Here is a 23844-nt window from a genome sequence, read left to right as displayed (position 1 = left end):
TGGAATTAACTTATGAACAAAAAACACACACTAATTCTGGCCCTCGGGCTGTTCAGCGGCATTGTCTTCGCAGGCGAAAAACCGCTCAAGGTCGGCACCACCGCCGCCTTTGCCATCCCGCTGGAAGCCGCGGTGGCCGAAGCCGACAAGCAAGGGCTGAAAGTCGAGCTGGTGGAGTTTACGGACTGGATCGCCCCCAACGTCAGCCTGGCCAGCGGCGATATCGATGTGAATTACTTCCAGCACATCCCCTTTCTGGAAAACGCCAACGCAGCGGGCGGCTTTCATCTGGAGCCTTATGCCCGGGGCGTGATCAACAATGTCGGTTTGTATTCGAAAAAAATACAGCAGTCTCGACGCACTGCCTGAAGGGGCCACCGTGGCCATCGCCAACGACCCGATCAACAGCGGTCGAGGCCTGCAGCTGCTGGCCAAGGCCGGACTGATCACCCTCAAGCCGGGTGTCGGCTACAAAGCCACCGAAGAGGACATTCTCACCAATCCGAAGAAGATCAACATCCTTCAGGTCGAAGCCGTGCAACTGGTTCGTGCCTACGATGATGCCGATCTGGTGCAGGGTTATCCGGCTTACATTCGCCTGGGTAAAACCTTCGATGCCGAATCAGCCCTGCTGTTCGACGGCATCGACCACCCCGAGTACGTGATTCAATTTGTCATCCAGCCCAAAAGCAAGGACGACCCGCGCCTGGCCAAGTTCGTCGATATTTACCAACACTCACCCGTGGTAAAGGCTTCGCTGGATAAAACCTACGGCACGCTCTACCAAGCTGGCTGGGGAGGCTGAACATGAGCATTGCCACTGCCCGCGTGCAGCTTGATGAGCCACCGCCCAGCGCCTCCCGAACAGAGCTGCACCCCGAGCTGAGTCGCGCCCATGTGCGTTTTATCGGCGTCGGCAAGACCTATGACGGCCGCCAGGGCCCGGTGGATGCACTCAAGGGCATTGATCTGGCGATTCAGCACGGGGAAATTTTTGGCATTATCGGGCGCAGCGGCGCTGGCAAGTCGTCACTGATTCGTACCATCAACCGCCTCGAACAACCCAGCAGCGGGCGGGTCTTGATTGATCAGGTCGACATCGGCGACTTCAATGAAAATGCGCTGGTGGCTCTGCGTCGCCAGATTGGCATGATCTTTCAGCACTTCAACCTGATGTCAGCCAAAACCGTATGGCAAAACGTCGAGCTGCCGCTCAAGGTCGCGGGTGTACCCAAGCCGCAGCGTGAGCAGAAAGTCCGGGAGCTGCTTGAGCTGGTGGGCCTGCAAGGCAAGCACACCGCCTATCCGGCACAACTCTCGGGCGGACAAAAGCAGCGCGTGGGCATTGCCCGGGCGCTGGTGCATGATCCAGCGATTTTGCTCTGCGACGAAGCCACCTCGGCCCTCGATCCTGAAACCACACAGTCGATCCTCGGCTTGCTGCGCGAGATCAATCAGCGGTTGGGGCTGACGATCATTCTGATCACCCACGAGATGGCCGTGATTCGCGATATTTGCCACCGCGTGGTGGTACTGGAACAAGGCCGGGTGGTCGAGCAAGGTCCGGTGTGGCAAGTGTTCGGCGACCCGCAACATGAGGTCAGCAAAACCTTGCTCGCCCCCTTGCAGGACACCTTGCCCGAAGCACTGCAACAGCGCATTTCACAGCAACCGACCGCGGCCAGCTCCAGTGTGATCCTGCGCCTGCGGTTTACCGGCAGCCAGGCCCGCGAGCCTGATCTTGGCGCCGTGTTCAGCGCGCTGGGCGGCCAGGTTCGCCTGTTGCATGGCGGCGTCGAACAGATTCAGGGGCATGCCCTGGGGCAACTTTTACTCAGTGTGACCAGCGCATCGCTGGGCGCAGAAGAACTGCGCAAGCGCGCCGAACAGTGGGCACAACAGGTCGAGGTCGTGGGCTATGGGGTTTGAGCGTTTATGGCAGGGCGTCGTCGACACTTTTTTGATGGTGGGGGTGTCGTCACTGATCGCGCTGGTGCTGGGGATTCCGCTGGCGGTAATTTTGGTCACCAGCAACAAGGGCGGAATTTATGAAGCGCCAGCGCTGAACAAAGCGCTGGGCGCGTTCGTCAACCTGTTCCGTTCTATTCCGTTTCTGATTTTGATGGTGGCGCTGATTCCGTTTACCCGCCTGATTGTGGGCACCACCTATGGGGTGTGGGCAGCCGTCGTACCGCTGACCATCGCGGCCACACCGTTCTTTGCCCGTATCGCCGAAGTCAGCCTGCGTGAGGTCGATCACGGCTTGATCGAAGCCGCCCAGGCCATGGGTTGCAAGCGTCATCACATCATCTGGCACGTGCTGTTGCCTGAGGCATTGCCGGGTATTGTCGGCGGTTTCACCATCACCCTGGTCACGATGATCAACTCTTCGGCCATGGCCGGTGCCATTGGCGCGGGCGGCCTGGGAGACATCGCCTATCGCTATGGTTACCAGCGCTTCGACACACAAGTGATGCTCACCGTGATTGTGCTGCTGGTGGTTCTGGTTGCCGTGATTCAGCTCGGCGGCGACCGTTTGGCCCGTGTTCTGAACAAACGCTGAGGTATAGTCGGTGGCCTGACGTGCCGCCGACTGAGCCTGAGATGACCCTCGATCCAAAAACCCTCGAACAGATTGCTGCCACCACCCTGGACCACTATCAACAGAGTGCCGAAGGGTTCCGTGAAGGCACCCGTGATCACGATGTCAGCCAAAACATCGACGCCTTGCTGCGGCATATCCGGGGCACGTCCCCATTTTCGATTCTCGACTTCGGCTGCGGCCCGGGCCGCGACCTGCAAACCTTCACTCGCCTGGGCCATGAGGCCATCGGGCTGGACGGCACAGAGCGCTTCACGCAAATGGCCCGCGAAGACAGCGGCTGTGAAGTCTGGCATCAGGATTTTCTCAAGCTCGACTTGCCGGCCGAACGCTTCGACGGCATCTTCGCCAACGCCTCGCTGTTCCACGTTCCCACCCAGGAACTGGCACAAGTCCTGGGCAAACTGCACGCCACCCTGAAACCCGGTGGCGTTCTGCTCAGCTCGAACCCCCGTGGCGATAACCGCGAAGGCTGGAATGGGCAGCGTTATGGCGCATACCACGACCTGGAAAACTGGCAGGCGATGCTCACGGCCGCGGGTTTTACCGAGTTGGAACACTACTACCGCCCGGCCGGCCTGCCCCGAGATCAACAACCCTGGCTGGTGAGCGTGTGGCGCAAAGCAGGGGCATGAATCCCTACACGGGCAGTTATAGCCATAGGGCGTCCCAGTGCGGGTAATCACCCAGACGCTTGACCAAGCCAGCGCGTATCGGGTTGGTAACAACATAGCGGGCAGTTTTTTTCAGATCCTCGTCATAGCGCAGTGCCCGGTCGTGATAGCCCTTTTGCCAAAGTTGTGCCTGACTTTTCTGACGCGCGTTGATCACCCGGGCGCTGAGTGATTTTGTGCGCTGCATGACACTCGAAAGAGCGCTGTGTTGAAGCTCGATTAACCAATGAAAGTGATCGGGCATCACAACCCACGCGAGGGAATTCACAGCACCTTGCGAATGAGTTCGCCTTAGCTCATTGATCAAGAGACGGGCTAAAAAAAAGTCATGGAAAATTGGTTCACGATTCATCACGACAGCAGTCATCAAGTAAATACGACCCGTCTCGGAATACCTGCCGGTACGCAGCCGACACCCATGAGGAAACACGGACATTCCTTTGCCCTCTAAAATAAGTTTCAAAGGGAAAGCTTAGCGCCGGGCAGAAAGGCAGGAGTACCCCAGTGATTCCAAACATGTCCCTTTCTACAGGAGCGAGCTTGCTCGCGATGACATCCCTGCGGTTTATCTGAATCACCGCGTCGTCGGGATCGCGAGCAAGCTCGCTCCTACAGGTTTGGTGCAGGCTGCGATTTTCGAAGGGCCATCGACCCGTACTTTGTAGGAGCGAGCTTGCTCGCGATGACATCTCTGCGGTTTATCTGAATCACCGCGTCGTCGGGGTCGCGAGCAAGCTCGCTCCTACAGGTTTGATTTTCGGGAGGGTCATCGATCCGTAGGTTGTCTCGCGATGGCATCTCTGCGGACTCGCTGAAACATCGCGTTCTGCAAGTCCACAAAAAACCCCGAAGGGCTCACGCCTTTCGGGGTTGTGGGTCTTCCATGGGTTACAACTTGGCGATGGACACTTCGGTGGATTTTACAAAAGCGATGACTTCGCTGCCGACGACCAGTTCCAGCTCTTTGACCGAGCGGGTGGTGATGACGGAGGTGACGATGCCCGATGCGGTTTGCACATCGATTTCAGAGAGCACGTCGCCCAGCACGATTTCCTTGATGTGGCCTTTGAACTGGTTGCGAACGTTAATGGCTTTGATGGTCATGATGTCGATTCCTGTCTTGAGATAGAACGTGAGGTTATTGCGCCCAACGCAATTGCGTAGGCAAAGGTGCAACGGGTTCTGGCTCAGGGGGCGAGCCAGGCAAGGCGAGTACTCGGTTCAACACTTCGGTTTCCAATGCCGCCAGCCGGTGGGAGCCACGGACTCGGGGCCGTGGCAGTTCGACGATGAGGTCGAGCCCCACTTCGCCGTCTTCGATCAGGATCACCCGGTCGGCAATGGCAACGGCTTCGCTGACATCGTGGGTCACCAGCAAGACCGTGAAACCATGTTGACGCCACAGGCGTTCGATCAGGTGCTGCATCTCGATGCGTGTCAGCGCATCCAGTGCACCCAACGGCTCGTCCAGCAGCAACAAGCGGGGTTGGTGTATCAGGGCGCGGGCCAGGGCCACGCGCTGCTTTTGGCCACCCGATAAAGCAGCAGGCCATTCGTTGGCACGTTCGGACAGGCCGACTTCTTCCAGCGCCTTGAGTGCCTTCGGCCGCCAATCGCCCGTGAGCCCCAAGCCAACGTTGTCGATCACTTTTTTCCAGGGCAGCAGACGGGCCTCCTGAAACATCAGCCGCGTATCGTCATGGGCGTCCTGCAGAGGGGCGCTGCCGGCCAGCAATGCGCCGCCCGTGGGCTGGTCGAGACCGACCAGCAAGCGCATCAAGGTGCTTTTACCACACCCGCTGCGCCCGACTATCGCCACGAATTGTCCGGCCGGGATGTGCAGATCAATGTCCCGCAGTACCTGACGCTCGCCAAAAGACTTCTGCAGACCGTTGATCGCCAGAGGAATGCCCGGGCGCAAACGCGGAGGTTGTTGAGCTGTCATGCTGCACCGCCTTTAGCCACTTGATAGGCCGGATGCCAGCGCAACCACACGCGCTCCAGACCTCGCGCTGCGCTGTCAGCCAATTTGCCGAGCACCGCGTACAAAACAATTGCCAGCACCACGACATCGGTTTGCAGGAACTCCCGGGCGTTCATCGCCAGATAGCCAATGCCGGAACTGGCAGAGATGGTTTCAGCCACGATCAGGGTCAACCACATAAAGCCCAGCGCAAAACGCACCCCCACCAGAATCGAAGGCAAAGCACCGGGCAGGATCACCTGGCGGAACAGGCTGAAACCGGACAAGCCATAGCTGCGAGCCATTTCCACCAGCGCCGGGTCAACGTTACGGATGCCGTGATAGGTGTTGAGGTAGATCGGGAACAGAGTCCCCAGTGCCACCAGAAAAATCTTCGCTGACTCGTCGATCCCGAACCACAGGATGACCAGCGGGATCAGCGCCAGATGGGGCACGTTACGGATCATTTGCACCGAACTGTCGAGCAGGCGCTCTCCCCACTTCGACAGACCGGTGATGAACCCCAACACCAGTCCGATGCTGCCGCCGATCACAAAGCCCAGGCCCGCACGCCAGCCGCTGATGGCGAGATGCTTCCAGATCTCGCCACTGCGCACCAGCTCAACCCCGGCTGCGATCACTGCGCTGGGGGCAGGCAAGATACGCGTCGACAACCAGCCCGCCGACACGGATAACTGCCAGACCGCCAGCAGCAACACGGGCAAGGCCCAGGGCGCCAGCCGCTGGCCAATACTGTTGAGGCTTGATGCCTTCACCGTACTCATGGCCGCCTCAGCTCTGCGACGCAGCTTTAGGGATGATGTCATTGGCGACCATTTCGCCAAACGGGCTCACGTAACCGCTGCTTTTCGGCAACTCCGGACGCTCGATATCCAGGTGCGGAAACAGCAGCTCGGCCACGCGGTATGACTCCTCCAGATGCGGGTACCCCGAAAAGATAAAGGTATCAATGCCCAGGTCCGCGTATTCCTTGACCCGTGCGGCCACTGTCGGACCGTCACCGACCAGCGCCGTCCCGGCACCGCCACGCACCAGGCCCACGCCGGCCCACAGGTTTGGGCTGACCTCAAGGTTGTCACGGCTACCGCCATGCAGCGCGGCCATGCGTTGCTGGCCCACGGAGTCGAAGCGCGACAGCGACGCCTGGGCACGGGCGATGGTGTCGTCATCCAGGTGCGAAATCAGTTTGTCGGCGGCTTTCCAGGCCTCGTCGTTGGTTTCACGCACGATTACATGCAAACGAATGCCGAAACGCACGGTACGCCCGAGCTTCGCGGCCTTGGCCCGCACCTGGGAGATTTTTTCGGCAACCGCCGCCGGCGGCTCTCCCCAGGTCAACACCATTTCAACCTGCTCAGCAGCCAGATCCTGCGCGGCCTCCGAGGAACCGCCGAAATACAGCGCTGGACGCGGTTGCTGGATCGGGGGGTAGAGCAACTTGGCGCCTTTGACTTTGATGTGCTGACCGTCGTAGTCCACGATCTCGCCTTCCAGTACCCGTCGCCAGATACGCGTGAACTCCACCGAGGCTTGATAGCGCTCTTCGTGGCTCAGGAACAAACCGTCTCCGGCCAATTCTTCAGGGTCACCGCCCGTCACCAGGTTGAACAGTGCACGCCCGCCGGACAGCCGGTCGAGGGTCGCCGCCTGACGCGCGGCCACGGTCGGCGAAACGATGCCCGGACGCAGAGCCACCAGAAACTTCAGGCGCTGAGTCACAGGAATCAGCGATGCTGCCACCAGCCATGAGTCTTCACACGAACGCCCCGTTGGAATCAGTACCCCGCCAAAACCCAGACGGTCAGCCGCTTGTGCGACCTGTTGCAAGTAACCATGGTCAACGGCCCGGGCGCCCTCTGAGGTGCCAAGGTAATGGCCGTCCCCGTGGGTGGGCAGGAACCAGAAAATATTGAGGCTCATGGAGTGGTCTCCTAATAAGTGGGTACGGCAAGCATTAAGGGGCTTTGGCCAGATTGGCGGGCGGCGTCCAGATCACGTCTTTAACAGTCAGCGGTTTGGGGATCAGCTTGAGCTGGTGAAAGCTGTCAGCGATCTTTTGCTGGGCATTGACCACTTCAGGGGTCAAGAACTGCGCACCGTAGCCTTGGCGTTTGACGGCAGTCAGGGTGATCTCGGGCGACAAGCCGAGCAGCGGGGCAACTTGTCGCGTCACTTCTTCAGGGTTGGCCTTGGCCCAGTCACCAATATTTCGCACTTCATCCACCAGGGTTTCGATCACCTTGGGATGCTGCTCGGCGTAGGGTTTGGTCGCCAGATAGAATTGATGGTTGTCAGCGATGCCACTGGCATCACGCAAGGTTCGCGCTTGCAGCTGTTGCTCGGCGGCAGCCTGGTACGGGTCCCAAATGACCCAGGCATCGACGCTGCCACGCTCAAAGGCAGCCCGGGCATCCGCAGGCGGCAGGAAAACCGTCTGGATATCGGTGTAGTTCAGCCCGGCATCTTCCAGAGCACGCACCAACAAGTAATGAACGTTGGAGCCTTTATTGAGGACGACCTTTTTACCCTTGAGATCTTTGACCGAGGTGATCGGCGAGTCCTTGGGCACCAGAATGGCTTCACTGGTCGGAGCAGGCGGCTCGTAAGCGACGTACAGCAGATCGGCACCTGCCGCCTGGGCGAACACGGGCGGGGTTTCGCCCGTCACGCCGAAGTCGATCGAACCGACGTTCAGGCCTTCCAGTAATTGCGGCCCGCCCGGAAACTCAGTCCATTGCACGTCGACGCCTTGTTCGGCCAGACGCTTTTCCAGCGTGCCTTTGGCCTTGAGTAACATCAGCGTGCCGTATTTTTGATAACCGATGCGCAGAGCATCAGCTTGGGCTTGTGTAACAGCGCCGAAGGACACAGCCGCAGCGAACAGTGCGACCAGACCACGACGCAAAATGACAGGGCGCATGGCGCTCTCCTATTTGCAGTTCGAGATTCGGGTGCACCTGCCGAGCCGTTAGCGGATCAGTAAGGTGGGTGATACCAATTACAAACCTGGAGGCGCTCGATCAGCTGTTCCTGCAGGGAAAATACATTCAGATGCTCCAGCGCGCGGTCCGAAGCCGCTCGTTGAGGATGTTCGGATCCAGCGGTTTCGGCCGACGGGCCAGGGCACTGTAAAAGTGCTCCAGAGACTCGCTCAAACGTTGTTCCAGTACCGGCACCAGCTGCGCTTGTGCGCTGCCTTCGCCGTAAGCAATCTGGCTGTCTTCGGCAAAAATGCCGTGCAGCATTTCTTGGGCCTTGAGTGCCGACAACACCGGCTTGAGCGCGTAATCCACCGCCAGCATATGGGCGATGCTGCCACCGGTTGCGATGGGCAAAACCACCTTGTGGCTCAAGGCACGCTCGGGCAGGAGATCGAGTACGGTTTTCAATGCGCCGCTGAACGAGGCTTTGTAGACCGGTGTCGCAATGATCAGGCCGTCAGCATTTTCAATCTGTTGCAGCAAGTCGATAATTTTCGGGCTATCAAAGCGCGCATGCAGCAAGTCTTCGGCCGGAAAGTCACGTACCTGATAACTCACCACTTCAACGCCATTCTGGTTTAGCCAGTGTTTGGCGCGATCCAGCAACACCCCGGAGCGGGATCGTTGGCTTGGGCTTCCTCCGAGTGTCACGACCAGCATCTAGGCGTTTCCTTGAATGAATGTGGGGAATTCTTTATCAGCGTTTTCGCTTGAGTGAGGTGACATTAGCAGGTGTTTTATATATCTATAAATCATATTTATTCATTTGTTTATTCTTAAAATGCATATGAGTTTTTGTTGAATAAAAGGCAAAAAAAAGGCCGTCGAGACGGCCTTAAACCCTATGGAAGACACGCTATATCTGTAGCAGCTGCCTCGTTCCTTCGGCAGCTGCTACAACAATCGGTGGTTATTTATTTGGCTGTGGCGTCAGCCGCAGGTAGGGCTTCACAGCGCGGTAACCTTTTGGAAAGCGGCGCACGAGCTCGTCTTCGTCCTTGAGCGAGGGCACGATCACGACCTCCTCTCCGTCTTGCCAGTTGGCCGGCGTAGCAACTTTGTAGTGATCGGTCAGTTGCAGTGAGTCGATCACTCGCAGGATCTCGTTGAAATTACGTCCTGTACTGGCCGGGTACGTAATAGTCAGGCGGATTTTTTTGTTCGGATCAATCACGAACAACGAGCGAACGGTCAGGGTGTCGCTGGCATTGGGGTGAATCAGGTCGTAGAGATCGCTGACCTTGCGATCCGCATCCGCCAGGATCGGAAAGTTGACCACCGTGTTCTGGGTTTCGTTGATGTCTTCGATCCAGGCATGGTGCGATTCCACCGTGTCAACGGACAATGCAATGGCTTTGACGCCGCGCTTGGCAAAGTCATCCTTGAGTTTGGCCGTGAAGCCCAGCTCGGTGGTGCAGACGGGAGTGAAGTCTGCCGGGTGCGAAAACAAAACACCCCAACTGTCGCCCAGCCACTCATGAAAACGGATCGGGCCGGCACTGGAATCCTGTTCAAAATCCGGGGCGATGTCGCCGAGTCTGAGGCTCATGGTGCTGCTCCTTTTCATAGGCAATGGCAGGGCGTGATGGGCTTACTCTGCCTGCACCGGAACTTAATTAAAAAGAATAAATATCAATTTAATTAGATCTAAAAAGAATATTAAAAACTGTTTCATTGGACGCAACAATGCCCCGGGTCCACTCTGGACTCAGGTTTAGGCAAGGGAGCGGCAGGGAGCTGCGCCATTAAATGTGTTGCGAACGCACCCGCCAGGGGGCTTCGGTAAACACCCTGCCCGGAATTGCGCCGGGCAGGACTTTTCTTGCTTTTACGCTACAGCAAACTTACAGCAACGGAATCGAGTAGCTGACGATCAGACGGTTTTCGTCCTGGTCGCGCTGGCCCGCGATGTCGTTACGCCACATGGCGTTTTTCCACATCACACCCAGGTTTTTCAACGCACCATCCTGAACCACATACGCCAGGGTCAGGTCGCGTTCCCACTCCGAGCCGCCATTGGTGGCCACTTTGCCGCCGCTGATGGTGTCGATGTTATCGCCACGCAGGTAAACCGCGCCCGCAGTCAGGCCTGGAACGCCCACTTTGGCGAAATCATAAGAGTAACGTGCTTGCCAGGTACGCTCGCCGGCGCGGGCGAACTTCGAGATTTGCATGTCAGTGGTCAGGTAAGCCGACGAACCGTCACCCTGGTTCAACCAAGGGAAATCGCTGCTGCCATTGCTGACCTGATAGCCGCCACCGAAGGTGTGACCTTCAACGGTGTACAGGAACAAGGCGCTGTACAGGTTGTTGTCGACTTTGCCTTTACCGGTAGCGTTGCTGCGGTAGTCGCCAGTGGTGAAGTAGGCTGGGTCGCTGCCGTTCTTGCCGTCATCACTGCTGTTGAAATAACGCACATCAGATTTCAACACACCTGGACCGATGGACCAGTTGTGGGTCAAGCCCAGGAAGTGCTGCTTGTAGAAGTCTTCCAGGTTGCCGTAGTAGTACTGCAGCAACAGGTCTTTGTTGAGTTTGTAGTCCACACCGCCGTACAGGAATTTATTGCTGAACTCGCCCGTACGCGCGTTGTTGGCACCCGCGATCGACAACCCCTCGGTGTTGCTGGAGTTACGGCCCTTGGCGTGCTCGATCTGACCACCAACAAACGTCAGGTCCTTGAATTCGTTGGAGGTGATTTGGCCCCCTTCAAAAGTCTGGGGCAACAAGCGGCCATCGTTGGAAACGATCACCGGCAGCTTCGGCATCAGGGTGCCGTAGCGCAATTCGGTCTGGGAGATCTTGGCCTTGGCTGTCAGGCCCAGACTAGAGAAGTCGCTGACTGCACGGCCATCGCTATCGGTAGGGAATACGGTGCCGCCGTAGTTGGCGCTGGTCGGGTTGCCATGACGGCCTTTGCCTGAATCCAGACGCACACCCAGCAAGCCGATGGCATCAACACCAAAACCTACGGTGCCTTGGGTAAAGCCCGAGGTGTAATCAAGCTGGAAGCCTTGGCCCCATTCTTCCTGATAGCTGGCGTTCTTGGGCGTGCCCGAGTCGCGGTTATCGTTGTTGATATAGAAGTTGCGCAGCTTCAGCGTTGCCTTGCTGTCTTCGATAAAGCCGGCAGCACTGGCTTGCTGTGCCAACAAACCGATGGCCACAGCCACGGCCAAGGTGGACCTGTTCATTGTGTTGCTCCTTTACGTTTCTAATTTTTGTAGGTCTTCAGCCCGAAATCTGACGCTTCGGTGCTATAGATGCGCGATTAGCGCCAGACCGTGACCAGCAAGTCAATCGTAACTATTCATGTCTACGACTTTTGTCTAGTCATTTACTGCTTGCAAGAAGGTTAATGGGTTTTTGATAAACCCAAAAAGAATTATTTAAGAAATTTTCAGACCGAATAATTATATAGAAGCTTATTCCCAAAGGCATTCGAAGGAATGCTATCGGGCCTTCGTCTAATGCCTGAACGGAATTTAATATAATTTTTTAGTTCATTTGGTTCTTGATTCCGGGAAGCCACCGGCTTCGGATCAGAACATCCAAAGGCCTGGAGCAAAGGGTCAGGAGGTATCGGAACTACATAAGCTAATGCTAAAAAGTTATTTATTTGTGCATTCTTAGATCATTTAACCTCGCTTTCTGCCGATATCCGGCCGCCTGCCGAGGAGCCCCCTGATGAAACTGCACTCTCCCCTACGCCTTTTGGCAGCTTTGTCTCTGGCAGGTGCCAGTTTTTTCGCACAGGCGGCCAGCGAAGTCACCGTGGCCTACCAAACCACTGTCGACCCGGCCAAAGTGGCCCAAGCCGATGGCGCTTACGAGCGCTCCATCGACGCCAACATCCGCTGGAGAAAATTTGATAATGGCGCCGACATCATTGCCGCGATCGCCTCCGGCGATGTGCAAATCGGCTATCTGGGGTCTAGCCCGCTAACGGCGGCAATCACCCGAAAAGTCCCGGTTGAAACCTTTTTGATCGCGACCCAGATCGGCGCTGCCGAAGCGCTGGTGGCACGGGAGGGTTCCGGCATCAACAGTCCCCAGGACCTGATCGGTAAAAAAGTGGCCGTGCCGTTTGTGTCCACCGGGCACTACAGCCTGCTGGCAGCACTGAAACACTGGAAGATCGACCCTGCGAAAGTCACGATTCTTAACCTCGCCCCGCCCGCCATTGTGGCCGCCTGGAAGCGTGGCGATATTGACGCGACCTATGTCTGGGACCCCGCGCTCGGCACGGCCAAAGAGAACGGCAAAGTGCTGATCACCTCGGGCGAACTCAGCCAGTTCGGTGCACCCACTTTTGATGCCTGGATCGTGCGCAAGGATTTCGCCGCCAAGCATCCGGAGATCGTCACAGCGTTCGCCAAAGTGACCCTGGACGCCTATGCCGATTACCACAAAGATCCAAAAGCGTGGCAGGCCAATCAGAGCAACGTCGACAAGCTGGTGAAGCTGTCAGGGGCCAAGGCCACTGACATTCCACTGCTGCTGCAAGGCAATGTGTACCCGCTGGCCGCTGGCCAGACGCAGTTGCTCGGTGCACCCACCACCAAGGCCCTGGCGGACACCGCCGCGTTCCTTAAAGAGCAAGGCAAGGTGGATGCTGTGCTGCCGGACTACGCGCCGTCGGTTAACGCCCGCTTCATCACTCAATAATCAACGCCCGCTGAGGAGTCGACTGCCATGGCCTTGTTATCACTGGAGCGCATCAGCGCACAGTACCCGGGCGCTGCCGAGCCTGTGCTGTCGGATATTTCCCTGAGCCTCGGCCCCCAGCAACTGCTGGTCGCACTCGGCCCGTCCGGCAGCGGCAAAACGTCATTGCTGAACCTGATCGCCGGTTTTGTCGAGCCCAGCGCCGGGCGCATCACCCTTGATGGCGCCCCGGTCAAAGGCCCTGGCGCCGAGCGTGGCGTGGTCTTCCAGGACGATGTGTTATTGCCCTGGCAAGACGTGCTGGCGAACGTAGCCTTTGGCCTTGAGCTGGCCGGTGTGCCGCGTAACAAACGCGAAACCCGCGCCCGTGAAATGCTCACACTGGTTGATTTGTCAGGCTTTGAACAGCGCCGGATCTGGGAACTGTCCGGTGGGCAAAGACAGCGAGTAGGCCTGGCGCGTGCCTTGGCGGCCGATCCTCGTGTGCTGCTGATGGATGAACCGTTTGGCGCCCTGGATGCCTTCACCCGTGAACAGATGCAAGAGCTGTTGCTGCAGGTGTGCAAACGCACCGACAAGCCGGTCTTCCTGATCACCCATGACATTGAAGAGGCCGTGTTTCTGGCCACTGACCTGATTTTGCTGGCCCCTGAGCCGGGTCGTATCGTCGAGCGCCTGGCCCTGGATTTCGGCCAGCGCTACAACGCCGGTGAATCGGCGCGGTCGATCAAGTCGGATCCTCGTTTTATTGAAACCCGTGAACACGTGCTGGAGCGCGTATTTTCACAACGCGGCGCCGCTCAGCGGCAGGAGCGCGCATGAGCAGCTATGAACTTCCGGCAATCACACCATCCGTTGCCGCGCCCCCTGCGTCGCGCCCGGTAAAACGCAGCTTGAGCACGCGCTGGATCAGCGTGTTGACGCTGCTGACCCTGATTGCACTGTGGTGGGCCGTCACCGCTGGCGAACTGATCGAGCCACTGTTCTTGCCACCACCGTCCGCCGTACTGGAGAAAGGCTGGTTACTGGCCACCAAGGGCTACATGGACTCGACCTTGTGGCAGCACTTGGGCGCGAGCCTGAGCCGGATCGGCCTGGGCCTGGGTTTCGCCATTTTGACTGCCGTCCCGGTGGGCATCGCCATTGGCTACAACCGCATTGCGCGAGGGATTTTCGATCCGCTGATTGAGTTCTACCGCCCGATTCCGCCGTTGGCGTATTTGCCGCTGATCGTGATCTGGTGCGGCATTGGCGAACTGTCGAAAGTGCTGCTGATTTATCTGGCGATTTTTGCGCCGATTGCCATCGCAACCGCGACCGGTGTGCGCACGGTAGACCCGGCAAAAGTCCGCGCAGCGCAATCCCTGGGAGCGACCCGCTGGCAGCTGATCCGTCATGTGATTTTGCCCAGCGCTCTGCCGGACATTTTGACCGGCGTACGTATCGGCCTGGGTGTGGGCTGGTCAACGCTGGTGGCTGCGGAGCTGATTGCGGCCACCAGCGGCCTGGGCTTCATGGTGCAATCGGCCGCACAGTTTCTGGTCACCGACGTGGTGGTGCTGGGGATTCTGGTGATTGCCATTATCGCCTTCGCGATGGAGATGGGCCTGCGCGCCCTGCAACGCAAGCTGGTGCCATGGCATGGCCAGGCTCACTAAGCCTATTGAACAGAACTCGACGCTGATCAATCGGCGCGCTGATAAAAGAGACGATCATGAGCCTGACCATTACCCCGATTAGCGCTGCCCTGGGTGCCCAGATTGACGGCGTTGACCTGAGCCTGCCGCTGAGCGTGGAACACCGTGATGCCATCGAACAGGCACTGCTCCGGCATCACGTTGTGTTCTTCAGAAACCAGCCCGTCACGCCACAGCAGCAAGCACGCTTTGCAGCCCATTTTGGCGACCTGCATATCCATCCCATCTATCCCAATGTGCCCGAGCAACCGCAAGTACTGGTGCTGGACACTGCCGTCACCGACGTGCGCGACAACGCAGTCTGGCATACCGATGTCACCTTCTTGCCGACACCGGCGATGGGGGCGGTGCTGAGTGCCAAACAATTGCCTGCTTTCGGAGGCGATACCTTGTGGGCCGCCGGCATTGCGGCGTTTGAAGGGTTATCCAGACCGCTTCAAGTCCTGCTGGATGGACTGACGGCCACTCACGACTTCACCAAGTCATTCCCGCTGGAGCGTTTTGGCTCAACGCCAGAAGACCTGGCGCGCTGGGAGCAAACCCGCAAGAGCAACCCGCCGCTGTCACACCCGGTGATTCGCACACACCCGGTGAGCGGGCGCAAATCGCTGTTCGTCAACGAAGGCTTCACCACCCGCATCAATGAACTGTCCGAAGCGGAAAGCGAAGCCATTTTGAAACTGCTGTTCGCCCATGCGACACGGCCGGAATACACCCTTCGCTGGCGCTGGCAGGAAAACGACGTGGCCTTCTGGGACAACCGCGTGACCCAGCATTACGCCGTGGATGATTACCGCCCCAATCGCCGCGTAATGCACCGTGCGACTATTTTGGGTGATGCACCGTTTTAACCGCGGCGCAAAAAACCTGTAGGCGCGAGCGGGCTCGCGCCTACAGGTCGGATTCGTTCATGGGTGCCAAGCGTTTCGGCAAAAAAGGCGGCAGGTACAACCCCAAATAAGCATCCACGACGCGCAGGCCTTCTTCGGCCATACGCGGGGTGATGCAGTCATGCAACTGGATGGAGCGCGCATAAACGCGATCACCCAGCTCCATCGCCAGCGCAAATACATCCACATCCTGCGGCAAAACCGGCAACTCGAAATGACGCATAAACAGCGCGTGCATCAGTTGGCCCAGCTCAAGATCGTGCTGGCGGTCGGCCCGGGTGACTTCGGTGAGGCCATGCTGAGCCAGAATCAGCTGTCGAGCCGCCGCATCTTCGCTGTAAATGGCCAACATGCGCTGCTCAATCCGTTGTGACAAGTCGCGCCAGGTGCTCAACGCTTCATGCTCGACCGGTGTTTGCAAACACGCGCGAAACGCGGCGTGTACATCACTGGTCAGGGCTTCGAGCAGCGCTGGCACCCCCGCAAAAAAGTGATAGACCGACGAGGGCGGAATCTCGGCGCGCTCGGCCACGCTATAGATAGAAAGGCTGGCCACGCCTTCAGCCGCAAGCAACGTTCGTGCGGCGTCGAGTATCGAGTCGATCCGGGCCTGACTGCGTGCGCGGGACTTGCGAGGTGTAGCGCGTGGCGGGGCGGGGCGCGTCATGGGTGTCTCCTGCGGGGCAGCAGGCATTGTACGAGCCGGTTCAGGTATTAGTCACTGACCTGCGCCGTGCGCTCATCACCCGGCTGCACAGGACGAGTGTTCGCCGGGAACAATAATTGAAACGTGTGCAACTGAGCTTTGGACATTTCAACCGGGGTTTTCAGCACGTGCCAACGTACACAATCGATACATGACGGCGCTTTCAGCGACCCCTTATGCGTGTAGTAATCGCGCTGCGCAGGAAACAGCTGAGAAATGTCCAGATACCCCAGTGTCAGCGTTTCACCTTTACGCGCGGGCGCCGCTGCAAACAATTGGGCCAGCACCGGGTTTTCGGCACCTTCCTTGAACTGCATGACAACCACCGCCCACTCGCCGTTTTGATTGCGGTGCACCAGGTGGGCAACGATGGGGTAAAGGCCGGCTTTGCTCTGTTTTTCGCTGAGCGTGTGCACGTGCAGTTGGACGAATTCGTAAAAGTCCTCGCCCATGATGATCCGGCCCTCAGTATCAGACCTGACTTCCAGGGTATGCCCCATGTGCTCGACTGTGGCCGGGCCCACCAAATAGTGAATATCCAGGTCAGGTAAACCGGCAAGGGAGGCACTGTTCATGTTGACTGGCGACTGAACGCAGTCAGAGTTGCAGGCGTCATCATCCGGAGCAGGCGTGCTCCAGTGAGCGGAGCCGGACGCCTCGGCATAGTTCCAGGACTGACTGTTTGCAAGTGCCGAGTTCCAGACAAACAGGCCCATGACCAGAATGACCGCGCTGAAGATGCGGAGCTTCATGATGAATTCTTCGTGAAAAAGGATGTAAAGAACGCGCGACAACTCCTTTTCAAAACCTGAATGGCCGCTCATTAAGCCGAACATCTTGAGAGCTTGGGTAAAATATTTATGTAGGACTTTTCCCGTATTCCATGACGATTTGCTGATCTGTTCGCAGGCCAACCCCCATAAAAAAACGCCGCGGGCTGGGAAGCCGGCGGCGTTTTCAGTGGCTGCAAGCGCTTACACGGTATGCAGGTACCAGTTGTATTCGAGATCGGAGATGGAGTGTTCAAACTCCTCCAGCTCGCTCTCTTTACAGGCCACAAAGATATCGATGTATTTAGGATCGATATATTTGGCCATGACTTCACTGTCGTCCAGCTCGCGCAGTGCATCACGCAAGTTATTCGGCAGGCTTTGTTCATTCTGCTCGTAGCTGTTGCCTTCGACTGGCGCACCCGGCTCGATCTTGTTGGTCAGGCCGTGATGCACGCCTGCCAGGACTGAAGCCATCAGCAAGTAGGGGTTGGCATCGGCGCCGGCCACACGGTGTTCGATACGCACAGCATCGGAAGAACCGGTCGGCACGCGAATGGCTACCGTACGGTTGTCCAGGCCCCAGCAAGGCGAGTTGGGAACGTAGAACTGTGCACCAAAACGGCGGTACGAGTTGACGTTAGGGCAAAGGAACGCCATCTGCGCCGGTAGGGTCTCCAGCACACCGCCGATTGCGTGACGCAATGCGGCGTTCTGCTCGGGATCCTCGCTGGCAAAAATATTTTTGCCTTCTTTATCCAGAATCGAAATATGAACGTGTAGCCCGTTGCCCGCCTGGCCTGGGTAAGGCTTGGCCATGAAGGTGGTGTCCATTTCATGGTCGTAGGCGATGTTCTTGATCAAACGCTTGAGCAGTACCGCGTAGTCGCAGGCCTTGATCGGGTCGGCAACGTGGTGCAGGTTCACTTCGAACTGCGCCGGGGCACTTTCTTTAACGATGGCGTCAGCCGGGATGCCTTGCTCTTTGGCACCTTCCAGAATGTCCTGGAGGCAGTCGACGTATTCGTCGAGGTCGTCGATCAGGTAAACCTGAGTCGAGTGCGGACGCTTGCCGGAAATCGGCGAACGCGGCGGTTGTGGACGGCCGTTCACGTTCTCCTGATCGATCAGGTAGAACTCAAGCTCAAAAGCGGCACAGATGGTCAGGCCCAACTCATCAAACTTGGTGACTACCTGGCGCAACACTTCGCGCGGATCGGCGAAGAAAGGTTCACCTTCAAGTTCGTGCATGGTCATCAGCAATTGCGCGGTTGGGCGCTTTTGCCAAGGCTCGTTGCACAGGGTGTCAGGAATTGGATAACAGATTCGGTCTGCATCACCGATATCCAGACCCAGACCGGTGCTTTCCACCGTTGAGCCATTGATATCCAGAGCAAAAAGGGAGGCTGGCAGGTTGATGCCTTTCTCGTAAACCTTGTGGAGGCTGGTGCGTTCAATGCGCTTGCCGCGCACTACACCATTCATATCCGCAATTAGAAGGTCAACGTACAGAACCTCAGGATGTTCCTTAAGGAACGCGTTCGCTTCATTCAGCTGAACGGCACGCGGGGGTACCGACATGATGCAACACCTTTGTTGTTAAAAATATCAATCATTGAGCGCTACGGGTTTCAGTCAACCCGAACGGCATACCGAAGTCAAGCAGCCTGTTTTTTGCCCTAAAAAAGCGCCACAAGGCCATTTTTGGTGCTTTATAGGGCAGCTTTAGGGATTTTAAATCCTTGCCGCCCGCAGGCTTGAGCGGGCCGTGTTGTATTTTTTACGGGGGTGTTGTGTAAAAAAATGAACAAGGCTAAGCTCGATTCAAACCCATAACAGCAATAATACCGGGGTGTTACATGTCACGCCTGCCGTTAATCGGCGTCACCGCTTGTACCAAACAGATAGGTCTTCATCCCTATCACGTCACGGGCGACAAGTATGTTAGAGCCGTTGCGGTGGCAGCCAAAGGCTTGCCTCTGATCCTTCCGTCATTGGCGCAAGTGATTGATCCGAACGATATTCTGGACAGCCTGGACGGTTTACTCTTTACCGGCTCCCCATCCAACGTAGAACCCCATTGGTATCAAGGACCTGACAGCGCGCATGGCACGCTTCACGACCCTGACCGCGATCAAACGACCCTTCCCCTGATTCGCGCAGCCCTTGCCGCAGGCGTTCCCGTGCTCGGTATTTGCCGAGGCTTTCAAGAATTGAATGTAGCCCTGGGTGGCTCACTTCACCAGAAATTACATGAAGTCGACGGCTTCATGGAGCACCGCGAAGACCCCAGCGCCCCGGTTGAAATCCAGTACGCCCCCAGCCACAGCATGCACGTTGAACCCGGTGGCATCCTGGCCAGCCTCGGTTTGCCAACCGAGTTCGATGTCAACTCGATTCACACCCAGGGCATACAGCGACTGGCACCCGGCTTAAGGGTCGAGGCGCGAGCCCCGGACGGGCTGGTTGAAGCCGTCTCCGTGCAGGACGGCAAGGCTTTTGCTTTAGCAGTTCAATGGCACCCTGAATGGCAGGTAAGCTCTAATCCGATTTACCTCGCCATCTTCCAGGCATTTGGCGATGCCTGCAGAAGGCGCGCACGACAACGCGACGCCGATGCGTCAGTAAACGCCTGACTTATTCAAGTCAGGAAACTCAGCCCAGAGGCATTTATGAGTAACAACCTCGACCAGCTCACCGATTGGTTGAAAGACCATAAGATCACAGAAGTCGAATGCATGATCGCCGACCTCACCGGGATTACTCGCGGGAAGATATCGCCGACCAACAAGTTCATTGCCGAAAAAGGCATGCGCCTGCCCGAGAGCGTATTGCTGCAAACCGTTACGGGCGACTATGTCGAAGACGACATCTATTACGAACTCCTCGATCCGGCTGACATCGACATGGTCTGCCGTCCTGACGAGAACGCAGTATTTCTCGTGCCCTGGGCAATTGAGCCCACGGCACAGGTGATCCACGACACCTATGACAAACAGGGCAACCCGATCGAGTTGTCGCCGCGCAACGTGCTTAAAAAGGTATTGAAACTCTATGCCGACCACGGCTGGCAGCCCATCGTGGCGCCGGAAATGGAGTTTTACCTGACCAAGCGCAGTGACGACCCCGATTATCCGTTGCAGCCACCGATAGGTCGCTCCGGACGCCCTGAAACCGGCCGCCAGTCCTTCTCTATCGAAGCGGCCAACGAATTCGATCCGTTGTTCGAAGACGTGTACGACTGGTGCGAACTGCAAGAGCTGGACCTGGACACGCTGATCCATGAAGACGGCACGGCGCAGATGGAAATCAACTTCCGTCATGGCGATGCACTGTCCTTGGCCGACCAGATCCTGGTGTTCAAGCGCACCATGCGCGAAGCCGCGCTCAAGCACGATGTGGCGGCGACCTTCATGGCCAAACCCATGACCGGCGAACCGGGCAGCGCGATGCACTTGCACCAGAGCATCATTGATATCAACACCGGTAAAAACGTCTTCTCCAATGAAGACGGAAGCATGAGCCAACTGTTCCTCAACCATATCGGTGGCCTGCAAAAGTACATCCCGGAGTTGCTGCCCCTGTTTGCTCCGAATGTGAACTCTTTCCGTCGCTTCCTGCCGGATACCTCAGCACCGGTCAACGTGGAATGGGGTGAAGAGAACCGCACCGTGGGTCTGCGGGTACCGGATGCGGGCCCACAGAATCGCCGGGTAGAAAACCGCCTGCCGGGCGCCGATGCCAACCCGTATCTGGCCATTGCTGCCAGCTTGCTGTGCGGTTACATCGGCATGGTCGAAGGCCTCAATCCGAGCGCGCCTGTCGTGGGTCGGGGCTATGAGCGTCGCAACCTGCGCTTGCCCCTGACGATTGAAGACGCACTGGAGCGCATGGAAAACAGCAAGACCATCGAGAAGTACCTGGGGACCAAGTTCATTGCCGGCTACGTGGCGGTCAAACGTGCCGAGCATGAAAACTTCAAGCGCGTCATCAGTTCGTGGGAGCGAGAGTTCCTGCTGTTCGCTGTCTGACACGCCCGTCTGGCATGGGAGCGCTGCGCCAGGAAGGCGCAGCACCCACACTGAATAAAGGAGAGTTGCATGACGAATAAGAACCCGCAAACCCTGGCCTGGCAAAACCTGAGCAACGATCACCACCTGGCGCCTTTCAGCGACTTCAAGCAATTGAAAGCCGTCGGCCCTCGCATCATTACTCACGCTAAAGGCGTGTACCTGTGGGACAGCGAGGGTCACAAAATTCTCGACGGCATGGCCGGCCTGTGGTGTGTTGCCATTGGCTACGGACGTGACGAGCTGGCGGACGCCGCCAGCAAGCAAATGCGTGAACTGCCGTACTACAACCTGTTTTTCATGACTGCCCACCCTCCTGTACTCGAGCTCTCGAAAGCCATCGCCGATATCGCGCCTGAAGGCATGAACCATGTGTTCTTCACCGGTTCCGGCTCTGAAGGCAACGACACCATGCTGCGCATGGTTCGCCATTACTGGGCGATCAAGGGCCAGCCCGACAAGAAGGTCATTATCAGCCGCAAAAACGGCTACCACGGTTCGACCGTTGCGGGCGCCAGCCTGGGCGGCATGACCTATATGCACGAACAGGGCGATTTGCCGATCCCGGGTATTACCCACATCCCGCAACCTTATTGGTTCGGTGAAGGGGGCGACATGTCCCCGGAAGAGTTCGGCATCTGGGCCGCCAATCAGCTGGAAGAAAAAATTCTCGAACTGGGCGTGGACAATGTCGGTGCCTTTATTGCCGAGCCGATTCAGGGTGCCGGCGGTGTCATTGTGCCGCCCGAAAGCTACTGGCCGCGCATCAAGGAAATCCTGGCCAAGTACGACATTCTGTTCGTCGCAGACGAAGTGATCTGCGGCTTTGGCCGTACCGGTGAGTGGTTCGGTAGCGATTTCTACGACCTCAAGCCCGACATGATGACCATCGCCAAGGGCCTGACTTCAGGTTACATCCCGATGGGTGGCCTGATCGTGCGCGACGAAGTGGTCGCTGTGCTCAACGAAGGGGGCGATTTCAACCACGGTTTCACCTACTCCGGTCACCCGGTCGCTGCTGCCGTGGCGCTGGAAAACATCCGGATTCTGCGCGAAGAAAAAATCATCGAGAAGGCTCACGCCGATACGGCACCGTATTTGCAAAAGCGTTTGCGTGAGCTGAACGATCATCCGTTGGTTGGCGAAGTTCGTGGCGTGGGTCTGTTGGGAGCCATTGAACTTGTTCAGGACAAAGCCACCCGCAAACGTTATCAAGGTAAAGGGGCGGGCATGATATGCCGGCAGTTCTGCTTCGATAACGGCCTGATCATGCGCGCCGTGGGCGACACCATGATCATCGCGCCACCGCTGGTGATCAGCAAAGACGAGATCGATGAGCTGGTCACCAAGGCGCGTAAGTGCCTGGATCTGACCTTGAGTGCATTGCAAAGTTGACTGCTAGCTCAGAGCGCAAGACAACTACGATTTTAAAGTAGGTACTTTCGCTCTGGACCTTAAGAAACAAGGGCCTTCCCTTGAAAGCCTGCCCACGATCTTGCCAGACTAGCCACCGGCTTTGGTTGCCCTGGGCTCAGGTCGCTGAATCGGTGGTTTAAAAGAATAATTGGAGTATTAAAGATGAAGGCATCAGGTTTTAAAAAAGCTGGCAAGACCCTTCTCGCCCTCTCCTTGATGGGCGTAATGGCTGGGGCGGCTCAGGCAGCGGACAAAGTTCTGCACATCTACAACTGGTCCGACTACATCGCACCCGATACCGTAAAGAAATTTGAAGACCAGACCGGTATCAAAGTGGTTTACGACGTGTTCGACAGTAACGAAACCCTTGAGGCCAAGTTGCTGGCGGGCAAATCCGGCTACGACATCGTCGTGCCGTCCAACAATTTCCTGGCCAAGCAAATCAAGGCCGGCGTTTACCAGGAGCTGGACAAGTCCAAGCTGCCTGGCTGGAAAAACCTCGACCCGGCGCTGCTCAAGGCCGTGGGCGATGCCAGCGACAAAGACAACAAACATGCATTCCCGTACATGTGGGGCACCATCGGTATCGGCTACAACCCGGAAAAGGTCAAGGCTGCTCTGGGCGTCGACACCATCGATTCCTGGGATGTGCTGTTCAAGCCCGAGAATGCAGCCAAGCTCAAGAGCTGCGGCATAAGCTTCCTCGATTCGCCGACCGAAATGATTCCGGCTGCCCTGCATTACCTGGGCTACCCGACCGACTCGACCGACAAGAAGCAACTGGCTGAAGCCGAAGCCCTGTTCCTCAAGATTCGCCCTTCGGTGGGTTACTTCCACTCCTCCAAGTACATCTCGGATCTGGCCAACGGCAACATTTGTGTCGCTGTGGGCTATTCGGGCGACCTGGAGCAGTCCAAGACCCGTGCTGCCGAAGCCGGTGGCAAGATCAAAGTGGCCTACAGCATTCCTAAAGAAGGTGCTGGCAGCTTCTATGACATGGTCGCCATCCCCAAGGATGCGGAGAACGTAGAGGCTGCTTACGCCTGGATGAACTTCCTGATGCAGCCTGAAATCATGGCTGAGATCACCAACAACGTTCGCTTCCCGAATGGCAACAAAGCCTCAACGCCGCTGGTAAGCAAGGATATCTCTGGCGATCCAGGCATCTACCCGCCAGACGCCGTAAAAGCCAAGCTCTATGCGATCAGTGATTTGCCTCCTGCAACGCTGCGCCTGCTGACTCGCAGCTGGACCAAGATCAAATCCGGTCGATAACCTGACCCGGTGAAACCTGCAGGAGCCAAGTGTGTTCGCGGTGCGGCTGCCGCGAGCAAGCCCGGCGCCTGCAGACCGGATCTAAATACGCTTTAAATCAGTGCTTTACAG

Annotated in this window: 23 protein-coding genes and 1 pseudogene; 12 read left to right on the top strand and 12 right to left on the bottom strand. The window is 57.4% G+C overall.

Annotation, left to right across the window (positions count from 1 at the left end):
- Nucleotides 1-12 precede the first annotated feature (12 nt).
- The 4 genes and pseudogenes from DQN55_RS01110 to DQN55_RS01095 all read left to right on the top strand — a co-directional run bounded on the left by DQN55_RS01110 (nucleotide 13) and on the right by DQN55_RS01095 (nucleotide 3237).
- Nucleotides 13-805: pseudogene (locus tag DQN55_RS01110) on the top strand (MetQ/NlpA family ABC transporter substrate-binding protein).
- 2 nt (nucleotides 806-807) lie between these two features.
- A complete protein-coding gene (locus tag DQN55_RS01105; protein ID WP_048381149.1) occupies nucleotides 808-1929 on the top strand; it encodes a methionine ABC transporter ATP-binding protein in 1122 nt (373 codons plus the stop codon).
- Complete coding sequence (locus DQN55_RS01100; protein ID WP_048381151.1) at nucleotides 1919-2563, top strand: methionine ABC transporter permease; 645 nt, start codon at nucleotides 1919-1921, stop codon at nucleotides 2561-2563. Before DQN55_RS01105 ends, DQN55_RS01100 begins: the two co-directional genes overlap by 11 nt.
- Before the next feature lie 41 nt (nucleotides 2564-2604).
- On the top strand, nucleotides 2605-3237 hold the full coding sequence (locus tag DQN55_RS01095; protein ID WP_048381153.1) for a class I SAM-dependent methyltransferase: 633 nt from the start codon (nucleotides 2605-2607) through the stop codon (nucleotides 3235-3237).
- A 16-nt stretch (nucleotides 3238-3253) separates the two neighbouring features.
- Here the strand turns inward: DQN55_RS01095 and DQN55_RS01090 are convergent, their stop codons facing one another.
- The 9 genes from DQN55_RS01090 to DQN55_RS01050 form a co-directional block, all read right to left on the bottom strand.
- Nucleotides 3254-3712, bottom strand: coding sequence for an REP-associated tyrosine transposase (locus DQN55_RS01090; RefSeq protein WP_048381156.1), 459 nt, complete (start codon nucleotides 3710-3712; stop codon nucleotides 3254-3256).
- A 452-nt stretch (nucleotides 3713-4164) separates the two neighbouring features.
- Complete coding sequence (locus DQN55_RS01085) at nucleotides 4165-4380, bottom strand: TOBE domain-containing protein (RefSeq protein ID WP_003444581.1); 216 nt, start codon at nucleotides 4378-4380, stop codon at nucleotides 4165-4167.
- Between the two features lie 34 nt (nucleotides 4381-4414).
- Nucleotides 4415-5221, bottom strand: coding sequence for an aliphatic sulfonates ABC transporter ATP-binding protein (gene ssuB / locus DQN55_RS01080; RefSeq protein WP_048381158.1), 807 nt, complete (start codon nucleotides 5219-5221; stop codon nucleotides 4415-4417).
- On the bottom strand, nucleotides 5218-6024 hold the full coding sequence (ssuC, locus tag DQN55_RS01075; protein WP_048381160.1) for an aliphatic sulfonate ABC transporter permease SsuC: 807 nt from the start codon (nucleotides 6022-6024) through the stop codon (nucleotides 5218-5220). The genes ssuB and ssuC overlap by 4 nt, the downstream gene beginning before the upstream one ends.
- Before the next feature lie 7 nt (nucleotides 6025-6031).
- Nucleotides 6032-7180: an FMNH2-dependent alkanesulfonate monooxygenase gene (ssuD, locus tag DQN55_RS01070; RefSeq protein ID WP_048381162.1), complete on the bottom strand. Its 1149-nt coding sequence runs from the start codon at nucleotides 7178-7180 to the stop codon at nucleotides 6032-6034.
- Between the two features lie 34 nt (nucleotides 7181-7214).
- Complete coding sequence (locus DQN55_RS01065) at nucleotides 7215-8180, bottom strand: sulfonate ABC transporter substrate-binding protein (RefSeq protein ID WP_048381164.1); 966 nt, start codon at nucleotides 8178-8180, stop codon at nucleotides 7215-7217.
- Nucleotides 8181-8307: 127 nt separating this feature from the next.
- Complete coding sequence (gene ssuE / locus DQN55_RS01060) at nucleotides 8308-8901, bottom strand: NADPH-dependent FMN reductase (RefSeq protein ID WP_048381165.1); 594 nt, start codon at nucleotides 8899-8901, stop codon at nucleotides 8308-8310.
- 250 nt (nucleotides 8902-9151) lie between these two features.
- Nucleotides 9152-9790 carry a peroxiredoxin gene (locus DQN55_RS01055; RefSeq protein WP_048381167.1) on the bottom strand — a complete coding sequence of 213 codons (639 nt, stop codon included), beginning with the start codon at nucleotides 9788-9790 and terminating at the stop codon, nucleotides 9152-9154.
- Between the two features lie 295 nt (nucleotides 9791-10085).
- Nucleotides 10086-11435 (bottom strand): OprD family porin, encoded by a 1350-nt coding sequence (locus DQN55_RS01050; protein WP_048381169.1) that lies wholly within the window; start codon nucleotides 11433-11435, stop codon nucleotides 10086-10088.
- Nucleotides 11436-11928: 493 nt separating this feature from the next.
- Here DQN55_RS01050 and tauA point away from each other — a divergent pair, with 493 nt between their 5' ends.
- The 4 genes from tauA to tauD are packed head-to-tail and all read left to right on the top strand — an operon-like array spanning nucleotide 11929 to nucleotide 15457.
- A complete protein-coding gene (tauA, locus tag DQN55_RS01045) occupies nucleotides 11929-12909 on the top strand; it encodes a taurine ABC transporter substrate-binding protein (RefSeq protein WP_048381170.1) in 981 nt (326 codons plus the stop codon).
- 27 nt (nucleotides 12910-12936) lie between these two features.
- Nucleotides 12937-13731 (top strand): taurine ABC transporter ATP-binding subunit, encoded by a 795-nt coding sequence (gene tauB / locus DQN55_RS01040; RefSeq protein WP_048381172.1) that lies wholly within the window; start codon nucleotides 12937-12939, stop codon nucleotides 13729-13731.
- Nucleotides 13728-14567: a taurine ABC transporter permease TauC gene (tauC, locus tag DQN55_RS01035; protein ID WP_048381174.1), complete on the top strand. Its 840-nt coding sequence runs from the start codon at nucleotides 13728-13730 to the stop codon at nucleotides 14565-14567. Before tauB ends, tauC begins: the two co-directional genes overlap by 4 nt.
- A 56-nt stretch (nucleotides 14568-14623) precedes the next feature.
- Nucleotides 14624-15457, top strand: coding sequence for a taurine dioxygenase (tauD, locus tag DQN55_RS01030; protein WP_048381176.1), 834 nt, complete (start codon nucleotides 14624-14626; stop codon nucleotides 15455-15457).
- A gap of 40 nt (nucleotides 15458-15497) precedes the next feature.
- Here the strand turns inward: tauD and DQN55_RS01025 are convergent, their stop codons facing one another.
- The 3 genes from DQN55_RS01025 to DQN55_RS01015 all read right to left on the bottom strand — a co-directional run bounded on the left by DQN55_RS01025 (nucleotide 15498) and on the right by DQN55_RS01015 (nucleotide 18553).
- The gene (locus DQN55_RS01025; RefSeq protein ID WP_048381178.1) at nucleotides 15498-16163 is read right to left on the bottom strand and encodes a TetR/AcrR family transcriptional regulator; all 666 of its coding nucleotides are present in this window, start codon (nucleotides 16161-16163) and stop codon (nucleotides 15498-15500) included.
- A 47-nt stretch (nucleotides 16164-16210) separates the two neighbouring features.
- On the bottom strand, nucleotides 16211-16954 hold the full coding sequence (locus tag DQN55_RS01020) for a carbonic anhydrase family protein (RefSeq protein WP_159434153.1): 744 nt from the start codon (nucleotides 16952-16954) through the stop codon (nucleotides 16211-16213).
- Nucleotides 16955-17176: 222 nt separating this feature from the next.
- Nucleotides 17177-18553 carry a glutamine synthetase family protein gene (locus DQN55_RS01015; RefSeq protein WP_048381179.1) on the bottom strand — a complete coding sequence of 459 codons (1377 nt, stop codon included), beginning with the start codon at nucleotides 18551-18553 and terminating at the stop codon, nucleotides 17177-17179.
- A gap of 278 nt (nucleotides 18554-18831) precedes the next feature.
- Here DQN55_RS01015 and DQN55_RS01010 point away from each other — a divergent pair, with 278 nt between their 5' ends.
- The 4 genes from DQN55_RS01010 (at nucleotide 18832) to DQN55_RS00995 (ending at nucleotide 23733) form a co-directional block, all read left to right on the top strand.
- Nucleotides 18832-19608 carry a gamma-glutamyl-gamma-aminobutyrate hydrolase family protein gene (locus DQN55_RS01010; RefSeq protein WP_048381181.1) on the top strand — a complete coding sequence of 259 codons (777 nt, stop codon included), beginning with the start codon at nucleotides 18832-18834 and terminating at the stop codon, nucleotides 19606-19608.
- A 36-nt stretch (nucleotides 19609-19644) separates the two neighbouring features.
- Nucleotides 19645-21003: a glutamine synthetase family protein gene (locus tag DQN55_RS01005; RefSeq protein ID WP_048381184.1), complete on the top strand. Its 1359-nt coding sequence runs from the start codon at nucleotides 19645-19647 to the stop codon at nucleotides 21001-21003.
- A gap of 69 nt (nucleotides 21004-21072) precedes the next feature.
- On the top strand, nucleotides 21073-22437 hold the full coding sequence (locus DQN55_RS01000) for an aspartate aminotransferase family protein (RefSeq protein ID WP_048381185.1): 1365 nt from the start codon (nucleotides 21073-21075) through the stop codon (nucleotides 22435-22437).
- A 183-nt stretch (nucleotides 22438-22620) separates the two neighbouring features.
- Entirely contained in the window at nucleotides 22621-23733 is a 1113-nt protein-coding gene (locus tag DQN55_RS00995) for a polyamine ABC transporter substrate-binding protein (RefSeq protein WP_048381187.1), read from the top strand.
- Nucleotides 23734-23844 lie beyond the last annotated feature (111 nt).

This window comes from Pseudomonas taetrolens (genome assembly GCF_900475285.1).
GTDB lineage: Bacteria > Pseudomonadota > Gammaproteobacteria > Pseudomonadales > Pseudomonadaceae > Aquipseudomonas > Aquipseudomonas taetrolens.
This window is presented reverse-complemented; position numbering and strand designations above follow the sequence as displayed.